Source organism: Janthinobacterium sp. LM6 (genome assembly GCF_002002885.1).
Classification (GTDB): domain Bacteria; phylum Pseudomonadota; class Gammaproteobacteria; order Burkholderiales; family Burkholderiaceae_D; genus Janthinobacterium; species Janthinobacterium kumbetense.
This window is the reverse complement of sequence record NZ_CP019510.1, coordinates 3,707,933-3,720,539: the sequence shown is the minus strand read 5'-3', so window position 1 is coordinate 3,720,539 and position 12,607 is coordinate 3,707,933. Positions and strand designations below refer to the sequence as shown.

The window sequence follows — 12,607 nt, the reverse complement described above, 5'->3', positions numbered from 1 at the left end:
TGGCATGACTGTACAGTTCGTCGATTAAATGGTAAAACGGATTGTTTTTGTATGTTTAACCGATAAAATAGGTAAATTAGATGGCATTGACCTTGCGGCAGTTACAGATTTTCCTGGCCGTGGCGGACACGGGCAGCACCAGCGCGGCGGCCGAACACATTGCGCTGTCGCAATCGGCCACCAGTGCGGCCCTGAATGAACTGGAAACCTTGCTGGGCGCGCAACTGTTCGACCGGGTGGGCAAGCGTTTGCTGCTCAACGACAATGGCCGCTTGCTGTTGCCGCAGGCGCGGCAGATGCGCGACGGGGCCGCCAGCATCGAGCGCCAGTTCGCGGGCGCCGACCCGTCCGTGCCCGTCAGCCTGCAGATCGGCGCCAGCACGACCATCGGCATTTATCTGCTGCCGCAGATCCTGGCGCAGGCGGCGCAGCAGTACGGCCGCAGCATCCCGCAAGTGACGATTGCCAACACGGCCGACATCGCGGCCGCCGTGGCGGAATTCCGTGTCGATATCGGCCTGATCGAAGGGCCGTGCCACGAGCCGGGCTTGCTGGTGGAGCCGTGGCTGACGGACCAGATGCTGATCGTGGCCGCGCCCACGCACCCGCTGGCGCAGCTGCGCCATCTGCTCAGTTTTACGGAGCTGAACCAGGCGGGCTGGCTGCTGCGCGAAGCGGGCTCGGGCACGCGTGAAGCCGTGGAGCAAGCCTTGGTGCCGTATCTGCACTATCTGCGCGCCGCGGGCGAGTTCAGCAACTCGGAAGCGATCAAGTATGGCGCGGCAGCCGGCCTCGGCATCGCCTGCCTGTCGCGGGTGGTGGTGGCCGATCTGCTGGCCAGCGGGCAACTGGTGGAACTGGACACCATGCTGCCGCCCCTGGGGCGCAACTTTTACCTGATCCGCCAATCCAAAAAGATCCTTTCGCCCCGTTTGACGGGTTTCCTGGAACTGTGCCGCCACGCTTCGCGCATGGCGGGGTAACACGCTGAAACAGCTTGACTGTTTTTCATATGAGGGATAAATTCCCATATATGGAAAATTCGGCACTCACAGAGAACGATACGGAACAGCGGCTGGCGGCGCGTTTAAAACAGTTGCGCGTGGAGCGGGGCTGGTCGCTGGATCAGCTGGCCAGCGCCAGCCAGGTCAGCCGCGCGACGTTATCGCGCCTGGAAAATGGCGAAGTCAGCCCGACAACGAACGTGCTGGGCAAGCTGTGCGCCGCGTATGGCTTGGCGATGTCGCGCTTGCTGCGCATGGTGGAAGACGATTTTCCGCCCCTGCTGCTGCGGGCCCAGCAAAGCGTGTGGAGCGACCCGGACACCGGTTTTATCCGCCGCTCCGTCTCGCCCCCGGCGCGGGCGCTGGCTGGCGAAGCGCTCGAATGCGAGCTGGGCGCTGGCGTGACGATCGCCTATGCGGCCTCGCCCCGGCCCGGCATGGAACACCATCTGTTACTGCAGCAAGGCAAGCTGAATGTGACCGTCGACGGCCGCTCGCACGATTTACTGGCCGGCGACTGCCTGCGCTACCAGCTGCACGGCGCCAGCGCGTTCATGACGCCGCCGGACAGCGGCGCCCGCTATTTTCTCTTTCTCGTCTGAGGTCGCCATGCCCGCATCGCTGCGCCATTTTTCATCCACCGATATACGCGAACGCCTGCCGGAGCTGGGCACGCTGCTGCAGGCATGCGTGCACGACGGCGCCAGCATCGGTTTTATCTTGCCGTTCGACACGGCGGCCAGCCAGGCGTTCTGGACGGACAACGTTTTGCCGGCCGTCACGCGCGGTGTGCGCCTGTTGCTGGTGGCCGAGGTGGAAGGGGCGGTGGCGGGCGCCGTGCAGCTGGATTGGGATACCAATCCCAACCAGGCGCACCGGGCCGAAGTGCGCAAGCTGCTGGTCGCACCCGCTTTCCGCCGGCGCGGCCTAGCGCGCCAGCTGATGCAGGCGCTGGAAGAGCAGGCGCGCCTCTTGCGGCGCAGCCTGCTGACCCTGGACACGCGCAGCAGCGACCATGCCGAACCGCTGTACTTGTCGCTCGGCTACGTTGCGGCGGGCAGCATCCCCGGCTATGCGCTGGCGCCGGCCGGCGACCGGCTGGACGCCACCACGGTCATGTACAAGCAGCTATAGCGAATTTATCGCGGCGCGGCGATGAGCTGGCGAACTCAGGCTTGCAGCCGCGCTCTAACGCTTGCGGCAGACAGGTTTGCCGGCGCGGTAACAGCGTGAGTGGTCTGTGCGGCTACCAGGCTGATGCCGTGCGCGGCTTGCGCTGACACTTGGTCGCGGCTCAGCTTGAAAATGCCCACCGTGCCTGACAGTAGAGTGGCGCGCTGCTGCATGCTGGCCGCCGCTGTCGATGCCTGTTCCACCAGGGCCGCGTTTTGCTGCGTCACCTGTTCCATTTGCACGATGGCGGCATTGACTTGTTCGATGCCGGACAATTGTTCGCCGCTGGCCATGCTGATTTCGCCCATGATGTCCGTGACGCGGTGCACGCTGGCCACGATGTCGCGCATGGTGGCGCCGGCCGTATCGACCAGTCGCGCGCCTGCGTCGACCCGCTCGACGGAGTCGCCGATCAGTTGCTTGATTTCCCTGGCCGCGCCGGCCGAGCGTTGCGCCAGCGTGCGGACTTCAGCGGCCACGACGGCAAAACCGCGCCCTTGCTCTCCGGCGCGCGCCGCTTCAACGGCCGCGTTCAAGGCCAGGATATTCGTCTGGAAGGCGATGGCGTCGATGACGCCGATGATGTCAACGATCTTTTTCGACGAAGCGTTGATCGAGCTCATGGTATCGACCACTTGCGCCACCACCGTGCCCCCTTTGCCTGCCACAGCGGCGGCCGATTGCGCCAGCTGATTGGCTTGCCGTGCGTTATCGGCATTTTGCTTGACGGTGCCCGTCAGCTCGTCCATCGAGGCGGCCGTGCGTTCCAGCGAACTGGCTTGTGCCTGCGTGCGTTGCGACAGGTCCAGGTTGCCGGCGGCGATTTCGCCCGAGGCGCCCGCGATGTCGTGCGTGCCGCCGCGCACCTCGCCCACAATCGTGATCAAGCTGGCATTCATGTCTTTCAGGGCTTGCAGCAGTTGCCCCACTTCATCGCGGGAATCGACGCGGATATGTTCGCTCAAGTCGCCGCCAGCCACCTTGCGCGCCACTTTGACGGCGTGCCGCAAGGGCCGCACGATGCCGCTGCTGATGAACCAGGCCGTCGCCAGGCTCAACACGCCGCCGACCAGGCCCAGCGCAATGATCAGGACGCTGGTATCGTGGGCGCGGGCCATGGCCGCCTCCGCCGCCGTGCGCATCTGCGCCGATTGCGTGGCGATCTGCTGGTCGAGTTCGCGCAGGGTGGGTTGTTCCTGCGTGCTGTTGCGCGTGGCCTGCAATTGCGCGATGCGCGCATAGCGCTGGTTCACGCTGCTGTCGATTTCCCCGCTCACGGTCGACAACTGCCATGTGCTGATGACCACCACCACGGCCAGTAAAAGCGAAGTGAGCAAAAAGCCTGTCGTCAGGCGCACACCGATACGTATGTTTGAAATATTCATGTCCCCTCAGCTGTTGTCCCATGGTGGCCGTCTCCCATGCCTGCGGCAGGGCGTGGCGCTTGTCCCCTGAAGTTGCTGGGGTGAAATGAGTGTAGCAGTGCGGTACTAAGTAATCTATAAATATTTCCATATTGGAATTAGTCACTGCCTGTTTAGCAACAGCAGCATGGTTTATTGCCAGATAAAATCACTCGCCGTATTACAGACGCGTCCTACCTCGATACCCGGCATCGTCCGACTGGCGCATGCCGGTGCCGCGTCTACACTGTTCCTTGCACAGACCCGGCGGCGGGTCTTTCTTCTTATTCACAGGAGGCTGACATGGCGAATATCCAGGCAGGATCGGACGGTGCGGCAAAACAGGAAATGTCGGCCAAGCGCCTGAACGTGGTCGACTGGATCTCGATGATCCTGCTGATCGTGGGCGGCTTGAACTGGGCGCTGGTGGGCTTGTTCGATATCGATATCGTGGCCCGTATCCTGGGCGCCATGTCGACGGCGTCGCGCGGCGTGTACGTGCTGGTGGGACTGGCGGCGCTGTATTCCATCTATCTGTGCGTGCGCAAGCTGCCGGCCAAGCCCTAGACGGGAGGACACATGCCTGTTGGTGCCAGCCCCAAGCGAGAACGCGAATTCAGGCAACTGGAAAAAGAGTTCAAGCAGGAAGGGCGCTATCCGGGCCGTGAGGACGAGGTCGCCGCGCGCATCGTGAACAAGCAAAGGGCGCAGGCGGGGGAAACGCGGGAGGCGCCGAAGCGGGAAAAGGCCAGCAGCCCGGCCTCGGATGCACCGGCGTCAGATCTGCCCATCGCCGGCTACCAGCACCTGACGGTGGCGCAGATCCGCGACAAGCTGGGCGGTTTGTCCGCCGCCCAGTTGCGTCGCTTGCGCGACTATGAAGCGGCGCACAAGAAGCGCAAGGGCGTGCTGCAAGCGCTGGGAGCTTGATCTGGCGTCAGGACTTGATGCCGTGTGCGCGTACATGCATGCGCGCTGGTTACATCCGCTTATTTCACGCGATTACTGCGTGCGCAGGTAGGCCAGCAGATCGGCCACTTGCTGCGCATTGCCGATGCCCCAGAAGCGCATGTTATTTCCAGGAATGAAATCGCTCGGTGCTTGCAGGAAGCCGGCCAGGTTTTGCTCGGTCCAGATGATATTCGCGTTTTTCATGGCTGCCGAATACTTATAGTCGGCGGTGGCGCCGGCCTTGCGGCCGATCACCCCCGTCAGCTTGGGGCCGAAGCCGCCGCGCGCCGAAGGCCCCACCTGGTGGCAAGAGGCGCACTTGCGAAACGCGGCCTTGCCCGCTTCGGCATTGCCCGTGAGGGCGGCAGGAGCGGTCGCCTGTGCGGCGGCGACTGGCGCCAGCAGCAAGGCTGCGGCGGCAAGAGGAGAGGACCAGCGAAAAAGAAATGGGGATGTCATCGGTGAGGCGAAAGTGCGCGATATGGCAAGTAATGACGCATTTTACAGGCGGGCATCAAAACCTGCCCGTCAGCTATGCAACCATGCCAGGCTAGCCATGCCAGGCGGCTAGGCGAGGGGACGGTGTCGCAAGCGCTGCGGGACAGGCTCCATACCGCTAGCGCTTGCCGCCCTGTGCACCGAGCGCCGCCATGGCCGAGGCAAACACGATGCAGGCGATGGCCAGCCACTGGGTCAGGCTCAACAGTTCTCCCAGCACGGCCATTGCCGCCAGGGCGCTGACGGCCGGCGCGGCGCTGCTGAACATGCCGAACACCCCTTGCGGCAAGCGGCGCAGGGCAAAGATTTCCAGCGAATACGGCAGGGCGCTGGACAGCATGGCAATGGCCAGGCCCATCAGCGCAATCGATGGCGCCAGCAAGGCCGTGCCCGAATAGGTGATGCCGATGGGCACCGTCACCATGGCCGCTACCGTCATGCCCCAGGCCACGGCTTGGCCACCTTGCAAGGTCGAGGCCCGCTTACCGAAGATGATATACAGCGCCCAGCACAGCGCCGCGCCCAGCGCGTAGGCCACGCCGACGGGGTCCAGGCTGCCCGGACTGCCTTGCAGTGGCAGCAATAAATACAAGCCGAACGCGGCGCAGGCGACGGCAAATAAATCGCGGGGCCGCCGCGACGACAGCATGGCCACGGCCAGCGGCCCCGTTACCTCGATGGCGACGGCGATACCGATCGGTATCAACGCAAAAGCCCGGTAAATCAGCAAGTTCATCAGCCCCAGCACGGAGCCGTAGACCAGCAAGTTCAGCACATCCTTGCGCGTCAGCCGGTAGCGCCAGGGCCGGAATATCGCCAGCAGTATCAGCGCCGAAAATCCCACCCGGTATGCCGTAATCCCTTCCACGCCAATGACAGGAAACAGATTCTTCGCAATCGCCGCCCCCAGATTGACGGAAATCTGCCCTCCCAATACGGCCAGGGAAGGGAGCAGGATGCTGTCGGAGAGGGGGGAGGTCGAGGCGGGGGAGGTCATGGGGCGCCATTTTAATACGCAACAGGCCGCCAGTCGCTGGCAGATTGGTAAGCCGAGGAGATTTAACGAGGTAGTTGCTGACATGACTGGCGCATCGCGGCTTCTTTTTCGATATCATGTTGCAAAATGCGCTACAGTTGTGGAATCGTTTACTAATGATCGGGAGTAGCCGCTCCTAATCGAATAGTCTTTTAATTAGCACATTAAAGACTGATACTAATGCTAATCGGCATTTCGACTAAAAGAGTCGGTAATCGGCTGCGGATTCAAGCGGTCGTTCGCGGCAGCGTGACAATGTGTGAATTTTTCCGCTTGGCAATCCGCTATGCTCTTGTGCCGCCATTGGTCATAAACGGCCTCTCATATAGAACGTCGGGCCTTACCCATTTACGTGATCGGAGTAAATATTGAATGCCACTACGCAAGAAGAACAATTAAATGTTTCAAGCAATTCGACTCCTTCTGGGCCTGCAAAAAACCACGAACATGACGGGGTTCTGCAGAGAGAGAGAGCCGCAGCGATTGCCGGAGAAATTGCAAGCTCCGAGTCCATATTGAAAGGGGAGACTCGGCAAACTATTTGGATTCAGCTGCTCGTTGTCCTGGCTTTGGTAGCAACGGGTTTAGTTATATGGAAAGATTTAAGTGGTTGGGCTATAGGTGGGGCTGCCGTTGCAGATTTCGTTTTCATAACGCTGCTGGTCGGTCACATGGACGGTATCTATAAAATACAGGGACAGATAGATCGCCTTAACGCAGAATGGACGATCCTCAGAGAGTTACCTCTTTCTGACGCAAAGGACTCGTCGTCGTACTTTCAGAACCTCGTGACTATCAACGTCACAAATCTCAAGGAGTATTATTTCTTAGTCAAACAGCACACCAATGGTAGCTTTCGCGCCGCAATCGGTGCAGGCATCATTGGCTTTCTTCTCATTCTCTTAGGACTTCTCGCCGGATACTTGAAATCTGACCTTGGCACCGTCACATACATTGCCACAGGAGCAGGATTAATTACCGAATTCATTTCGGGAATATTCTTTTTTCTCTACAGCAAAACAGTACGTCAGCTGAAGGATTATCACGACAGCTTAATTGATGTTCAGAACGTTCTTTTGTCATTGAAGCTCCTTGAATCAGTGGATGACCCTGCGCTGCGCGCGCCGATGATTACAAGAATGTTGGAATACCTCATGGGCATCAAAAGTTAATACCTCTATCGGCCTAGCTGTCGAAACGCTGATACTGTGCTCTTATTCCTAGTACACTGTGCTCCTTTAGCGATAGTTGAGGGGCCGCATATAGAACGTCGCTATCGTCCGTTCGGGGGTACAGACGTTACAAGTTTTACCTGTTTTGCGGAGTAAACGGCCCTTTCTTGCATTCATTGATATTATTAAAGATGGTAAAGTTTAATGTCATTGCTGTGCGCATTGACAATAGTTGAATGAATATGGTGAAGGCAGGGCAATCCTGCATTTCTTGCTGTTTATCGCGCCGTATATTTGCTTGTAACTCAGGAGAAGTATTGAATGACTGTTTTCAGTATCGGCAACACCAATTTTGAAGTGGATGTAGCGAAATCAAACATTAGTCTGGAAGCGCATGGCAGCGGCATGCTGGAGCTCAATATCGATATCCATGGGGATGACGATGTGTTCATGCGCTTGACCGAGCCGGAGGATGCGGAATGGTCGTGGGCGCTGTATCCGCCGGCGTTTTTCCTGCACGGCTTGCGCATACCGGAAGGGCAGGGAGGAGCGCTGGCGATCGGGATGCTGGATATGCATCCCGAGGCGGAGGAATCGGGTATCTATATGATGGAATATAGTGACGTGTCGGCTGTCAACATCATTGAATTGTCGGCGGATCGACTAGCCATGTCGGGCATGGTGGACTTGTGCGGCAAGCGCCTGCCATTTCATATCGATATGCCGCGCAGATAGTCTCGGGGCCAGGCTCGTCGGGATTGGGATGCGCCCCATTAGGGCGCATTCCCCCGGCGGGGCCGGCCCCGCTCCAGTCTGATTATTCCAGCTTCAACGCCTTCGCCACATCCCCCCACGCTACATACTTGAAGTTCTGCGGGCCGTCCGGCAGGCGCTTGTAGCCGTCCTGGATTACCAGCATGCCTTGCGCGTATGCGCCGCCCAGGTTGGCGGAAGTCACGTCGAGGCCGTCCGTTTCCGAGGTGCCGTCTATGCCGGCGGGCAGGTTGAAGCCCACCTTGAAGCGGCCGCGCACTGTATACGGCGCTTGCGCGTCGAGCACCACGTAGCTGCTGTCGCCCTGGCTGGAAACGATCAGGTAGCCGGTGTCCGGCTTGGCGCCGGGCTGGCGGTAGATGGCCATGCCTTCCACGTCGGCCGTCAGGTTCGCGCCCACGGGCAAGACCATGGACAGCGCGTCCGGCTTGGCGGCGTCGGCCGAGGTGGTCCACACGCCGCGCGTTTCCTCACCGAGGAACAATCTGGCGTTGGCGTCGTCGGCCACGCAGCCTTCCGGCTGGGTGGCGACCTTGAAGCTGCGCAACAGAGTGGCGCTGAACTTGTTGTCTTCCAGACCGATGCTGTACTGCTGGAAAGTGCCGTCCTTGTCGTTGATGAACGCTTGCACGCCGCCGCTGGCCGGTTGGTACAGACACATGCCGTAGATGCTTTTCAGGCCGGTAGGGAAGCGGCCCGCTTCCGCCACTTCGCCGCTGGCATTGATCGTGAACAACATCATGCTGTTATCGTCGCGCTGGGTAGCGACGGCCAGGTCGACCTTGCTGCCATTCAACTGAATATTCTGCCGCACGTCGACGTTGTTCAGGCGGCCCACTTCCAGCAGTTGCGTCTGCTTGCCTTGCAGGTCGTAGACGAGCAAGCCTTGCTTCTTGTTGGTGCCGAGGATGCGAGAGTCGGCCGGGTTGCTGGACAGCCAGATGGCCGGATCGTCGGCCGCGTCGCCCTGGCGCGCCATCGGCGCCGTTTGCGCCTGCGGGGCGATGATGGCCACCGCAGGCTGCGTTTCCGCTTGGCCAGCCCATTTCAAGGGCCGCGCTTGCCAACCTTTCTTGCCGCGCAGCAGCAAGGAGTCCTTGTCCAGCGCCAGCTGGCTGTCGCCCTTGCGCACGTGCAGGGCGACGGCCTGGGCTGGCTGCGCCGTCCATTTACTTCCCTGATGGGTGACCAGGTGCAGTTTTTCCGCCTTGCCGTCGAGCACGGCCACGCCGCCCGGCAACACGGCCAGCGCGCCGGCGCCGCCATCGAGCTGGCCATACGGTTTGCGCAGGGCCACCACTTCGCGCTTGCCCATGCCTTCGGACTCGGCGTCATACGCCCACACGCCCATGTTCGACTCGCTCACCAGCAGGCGCTGGGCGCCATCGTCGGCGCGGCAATGTTTCGCGTGCGGCGGCAAGGCCAGTTTGCGCACCAGGCTGCGCTGCTCGCCCTGCATCACCCACTGTTCCGCTTGCCCATCCTTGCCGATCAAGAACAGATGAGCCAGCTGCTGGGCGTCGCGGTACAGGCAAGACGCTTCCACGGAAAACGTGGGCACGGGAAATGGCGCCAGCTTCACGAGCTTGCCGGCTTGCACATCGACGGAAACGGGCAGCGGGCGCTGCGTGTCCGCTTCCAGGAAGACGGCCAGCACCTTGCCGCCATCGCTGCGCGTGTCGAGTTGCTTGGCGCGCACGGCGATGCGGTCCTGTTCCTGGCCGGCTGCGTCGAACAGGCGCAAGCCATGCTTGTCGAGTAGCAGCCAGCCGCCGCCGGGCAGGCGCGCCAGTTCCTCCGCTTCCTGCGTGAAGGAAGGCACAGCGTTGGCAGGCGCGGCTTGCGCCGTGCCCGCGAGGCAAAAGGCAGCCAGCAAAGCGCTGCAGAGTACGGTTTTTTTCATGTTGTTGAGAATCATCATCAGAAGGCGCTGGCTTTCAGGCTCACTTTAAAGGTGCGGCCATATTGTTCGTTCTGCACGTTGTATTGCTTCGTGCCCTGGTAGACATAGTATTTTTCGTTGTTCAGGTTAGCCGCCTCGAACATCAGCTGGAATTGCTTGTTTATCTGGTACGACAGCGAGAAATCGAGCTGTTTCTGGCTGGCGACGATATGGTCCTGGCTTGGGTCGAGGATGTCGCCGCCCATTTCCAGCAGATAGGGCGACTTGTAGTTGAGGGCCAGGCGGGCGCTGACCGGGCCTGTTTCATAGCCCAGCATCAAGTTCATCACCTGGTTCGACTGGCCCGGCAGGCGGATGTCGCGGTTCATCTGTTTGTTCGTCGCCTTGTCGAAGCGGCCGATTTGCGCGCTCGAGGTGCTCAGGGTGCCGTTCACGCCGACGAGGAAACGATTGAACGGCGCCGGCAGCATGCGCAGCGGCTGCATGTAGGCCAGTTCGATGCCTTTCACTTTTGCCGCGTCGCCGTTCGCATACGACGTTGCCGTCGTGTAGCCGGCCCACTGTCCCGTGCCGGCCAGGTTGGTCGTGTACGTAAAATTCTTGATGTCCTTGTAGAAACCATACGCCGACATCACGCCGTCATTGCCCAGGACTCTTTCGATGCCCAGGTCCAGGTTGTTGGCCTTCAGCGGCTTCAGGTCCGGGTTGCCGATCACGGCTTCCGTATTGCTGGCCAGGCTGATGCCCGGCGCCAGCTGGCTGAAGTTGGCGCGCACCACGGCTTGCGTCCAGGCGGCCCGCACGCTGGTATGTTGATCCAGGTCATAACGGGTTTGCAGGTTCGGCAGCCAGTTGGTGTACGAGCGTTCGCGCGTCAATGGCGTGGCGACGCCGGCGCTGTCCACTTGCGAGCCGTTTGCTTCGAAACTGGTGCGTTCGGCGCGCACGCCGCCGAGGATGTGCCAGGCGTCGAAGTCATAGCTGTTTTGCACATACATGGCGTTGATGTCTTCATGCATGCGGTAATCGTTGATGATGGATTCCGTGGCCAGGCGCGCCTTGGCGCGGTCCAGTCCCGCCACGCGGGCACGGATGAGGGCCGGGTCCAGGGCCACGCCGATGTTGCCCAGGTCATAGTCGAGATTGTGGCCCTGCACGAAGTTGCTCATCGAGGTGGAACCGGCGCCCCAGTAATTGCCGCTGGACGCCTTGCTGCTGTTATATACCCATTGATCCGTGTCATTGGTCTTTTCGCGGCGGCTGACTTTCGCGCCGAACTTCAGGGTGGCGATGTCGAACTTGCGCGCCAGGTCGATGCGCGCGTGGCGTTCATTGTCCTTCGAGTAGCGTTTTTGCAGGGTGATGGCGTTCAGTGCATAGCTGGCCGGGTCGTACAGCGAGGCGGGGCCGCTCAATTTCGGTTCCTGCGTATCCGTGAAACTGATGCCGGCGAAATTGCTGGTGCCGCGGAAACGGCCATCGTTCAGGGATTCCGGCGTGTCTTCCGTGGCGCGGCTCAGGCCGCCTTTCACGTCCAGGGTCCAGTCGCCCGATTTCTGCTGCGTGCCCAAGACCAGGGAGCGCACTTGCTGCGTGTACTTGCGCTGGCGGATGCGGCGCTCGGCGCGCGCGCTGGCCGTCTGGCCTTCGGCCAGGCTGCCGCCCGCGATATTGCTGATGGTCAAACGGTCGCGCACTTCATCGTCGGAAAATTCGCTCACAAAAGAGCGCAAGAACCAGCTGTTGCCCGCTTCCGGGCGGTAATCGAGGTTGACGGCCAGGGCGCCGCGCTTGCGCACGGGCAGGTAGTCGCGCAATTCCAGGCCCGACAATTTCCCCTTGCTCCAGGCGCCGCCCGTTTCCACGTCATCCGAGCCGAACGAGCGCTTTTCCGCGCTCAGGCCGGCTGCCACGCCCAGCTTGCCGTCGAGGAAGCGCTGGGCCCACAGGGCGCCGCCGCTGGGGCTGGTCTTGCCCGTCTTTTCATCGTAGCTGGCGCCCACGTTGGCCGACAGCAGCTTGCCCGGCAAGTCGAAGGCGGACAGCGATTTGACTTCGACGGTGGCGCCCAGCGAGTTGGCGTCCATTTCAGGGAGTAAAGTCTTCGAGACTTCCAGCGTGCGGATCAGGCCGGCAGGCAGGATGTCCAGCGCCACGGCGCGGCGGCCCGCTTCCGGCGACGGCACCAGCGCGCCGTTGATGGTCACCGCATTCAAGTCCGGCCCCAGGCCGCGCACCGTGATGTAGCGGCCTTCGCCCTGGTCGCGCTGCACGGACACGCCCGGCAAGCGGGCCAGCGCCTCGGCCGCGTTTTTATCGGGCAAGCCGCCGATATCGTCGCTGCTGATGACGCTGATGATGTTGTCGGCTTTCTCTTGTGCGGCGATGGCGTTGCGCAGGCTGGCGCGCTGGCCGCTGACGACGACGGTGGCGGCCGGCTGGCCATCCGCATCTTGCGCTTGCGCATGGCTTTGGCCGCTGAAGACGGCCATGACGCCGAGGGCCAGGGCCGTGAGGCGCAGCGGGGAGGGGAAGGAAGTGTGCATGGTTTTCATGAAGAGCTCGGTTAGGGGAGGGAACCGGGCGGATTCTAGGCAGCAAATATGACGGTTGCGTGACAGGCAAGGGCTTGCCACCTTGAAAACAACGGCCTGTGCGCGCTTTCCAGCTGGAAATGAATCATGGTGAGCTGA

Annotated in this window: 12 protein-coding genes; 7 read left to right on the top strand and 5 right to left on the bottom strand. The window is 61.2% G+C overall.

The genetic code is table 11. The features are described from left to right. The first annotated feature begins 80 nt into the window (after positions 1-80). Genes BZG29_RS16340 through BZG29_RS16330 form a run of 3 tightly spaced genes read left to right on the top strand, consistent with a single transcriptional unit; the run spans position 81 to position 2,138 of the window. The gene (locus BZG29_RS16340) at positions 81-983 is read left to right on the top strand and encodes a LysR family transcriptional regulator (protein WP_077404954.1); all 903 of its coding nucleotides are present in this window, start codon (positions 81-83) and stop codon (positions 981-983) included. Positions 984-1,033: 50 nt separating this feature from the next. Beyond that, complete coding sequence (locus BZG29_RS16335; RefSeq protein WP_077404951.1) at positions 1,034-1,606, top strand: helix-turn-helix domain-containing protein; 573 nt, start codon at positions 1,034-1,036, stop codon at positions 1,604-1,606. Positions 1,607-1,613: 7 nt separating this feature from the next. After that, a complete protein-coding gene (locus BZG29_RS16330) occupies positions 1,614-2,138 on the top strand; it encodes a GNAT family N-acetyltransferase (protein WP_077404948.1) in 525 nt (174 codons plus the stop codon). Between the two features lie 35 nt (positions 2,139-2,173). Here BZG29_RS16330 and BZG29_RS16325 read toward each other — a convergent pair whose 3' ends face one another. After that, positions 2,174-3,562: a methyl-accepting chemotaxis protein gene (locus tag BZG29_RS16325; protein ID WP_077404945.1), complete on the bottom strand. Its 1,389-nt coding sequence runs from the start codon at positions 3,560-3,562 to the stop codon at positions 2,174-2,176. Positions 3,563-3,883: 321 nt separating this feature from the next. On the opposite strand from BZG29_RS16325, the gene BZG29_RS16320 reads away from it, so the two are divergent. Continuing rightward, complete coding sequence (locus tag BZG29_RS16320) at positions 3,884-4,147, top strand: DUF378 domain-containing protein (protein ID WP_077404942.1); 264 nt, start codon at positions 3,884-3,886, stop codon at positions 4,145-4,147. 12 nt (positions 4,148-4,159) lie between these two features. Continuing rightward, positions 4,160-4,510 carry a hypothetical protein gene (locus tag BZG29_RS16315; protein ID WP_077404940.1) on the top strand — a complete coding sequence of 117 codons (351 nt, stop codon included), beginning with the start codon at positions 4,160-4,162 and terminating at the stop codon, positions 4,508-4,510. A 72-nt stretch (positions 4,511-4,582) separates the two neighbouring features. On the opposite strand, the gene BZG29_RS16310 is transcribed toward BZG29_RS16315, so the two are convergent. Next, positions 4,583-4,990: a cytochrome c family protein gene (locus BZG29_RS16310; protein WP_077404937.1), complete on the bottom strand. Its 408-nt coding sequence runs from the start codon at positions 4,988-4,990 to the stop codon at positions 4,583-4,585. 157 nt (positions 4,991-5,147) lie between these two features. After that, the gene (locus tag BZG29_RS16305) at positions 5,148-6,026 is read right to left on the bottom strand and encodes an EamA family transporter (protein ID WP_171985031.1); all 879 of its coding nucleotides are present in this window, start codon (positions 6,024-6,026) and stop codon (positions 5,148-5,150) included. Between the two features lie 407 nt (positions 6,027-6,433). Here BZG29_RS16305 and BZG29_RS16300 point away from each other — a divergent pair, with 407 nt between their 5' ends. Both BZG29_RS16300 and BZG29_RS16295 read left to right on the top strand, forming a co-directional pair. Next, positions 6,434-7,237: a hypothetical protein gene (locus BZG29_RS16300; protein WP_150130945.1), complete on the top strand. Its 804-nt coding sequence runs from the start codon at positions 6,434-6,436 to the stop codon at positions 7,235-7,237. Between the two features lie 321 nt (positions 7,238-7,558). After that, entirely contained in the window at positions 7,559-7,972 is a 414-nt protein-coding gene (locus BZG29_RS16295) for a hypothetical protein (RefSeq protein ID WP_077404931.1), read from the top strand. A gap of 82 nt (positions 7,973-8,054) precedes the next feature. On the opposite strand, the gene BZG29_RS16290 is transcribed toward BZG29_RS16295, so the two are convergent. Together BZG29_RS16290 and BZG29_RS16285 are read right to left on the bottom strand one after the other, a co-directional pair. Continuing rightward, complete coding sequence (locus tag BZG29_RS16290) at positions 8,055-9,914, bottom strand: phytase (RefSeq protein ID WP_077409137.1); 1,860 nt, start codon at positions 9,912-9,914, stop codon at positions 8,055-8,057. A gap of 17 nt (positions 9,915-9,931) precedes the next feature. Beyond that, the gene (locus BZG29_RS16285; RefSeq protein ID WP_077404928.1) at positions 9,932-12,469 is read right to left on the bottom strand and encodes a TonB-dependent receptor; all 2,538 of its coding nucleotides are present in this window, start codon (positions 12,467-12,469) and stop codon (positions 9,932-9,934) included. Between the last annotated feature and the right edge of the window lie 138 nt (positions 12,470-12,607).

Coding starts and splice junctions, on each gene's coding strand:
- BZG29_RS16340 (WP_077404954.1), top strand. CDS start 81: ATGGCATTGACCTTGCGGCAGTTACAGATTTTCCTGGCCGTGGCGGAC.
- BZG29_RS16335 (WP_077404951.1), top strand. CDS start 1,034: ATGGAAAATTCGGCACTCACAGAGAACGATACGGAACAGCGGCTGGCG.
- BZG29_RS16330 (WP_077404948.1), top strand. CDS start 1,614: ATGCCCGCATCGCTGCGCCATTTTTCATCCACCGATATACGCGAACGC.
- BZG29_RS16325 (WP_077404945.1), bottom strand. CDS start 3,562: ATGAATATTTCAAACATACGTATCGGTGTGCGCCTGACGACAGGCTTT.
- BZG29_RS16320 (WP_077404942.1), top strand. CDS start 3,884: ATGGCGAATATCCAGGCAGGATCGGACGGTGCGGCAAAACAGGAAATG.
- BZG29_RS16315 (WP_077404940.1), top strand. CDS start 4,160: ATGCCTGTTGGTGCCAGCCCCAAGCGAGAACGCGAATTCAGGCAACTG.
- BZG29_RS16310 (WP_077404937.1), bottom strand. CDS start 4,990: ATGACATCCCCATTTCTTTTTCGCTGGTCCTCTCCTCTTGCCGCCGCA.
- BZG29_RS16305 (WP_171985031.1), bottom strand. CDS start 6,026: ATGACCTCCCCCGCCTCGACCTCCCCCCTCTCCGACAGCATCCTGCTC.
- BZG29_RS16295 (WP_077404931.1), top strand. CDS start 7,559: ATGACTGTTTTCAGTATCGGCAACACCAATTTTGAAGTGGATGTAGCG.
- BZG29_RS16290 (WP_077409137.1), bottom strand. CDS start 9,914: ATGAAAAAAACCGTACTCTGCAGCGCTTTGCTGGCTGCCTTTTGCCTC.
- BZG29_RS16285 (WP_077404928.1), bottom strand. CDS start 12,469: ATGAAAACCATGCACACTTCCTTCCCCTCCCCGCTGCGCCTCACGGCC.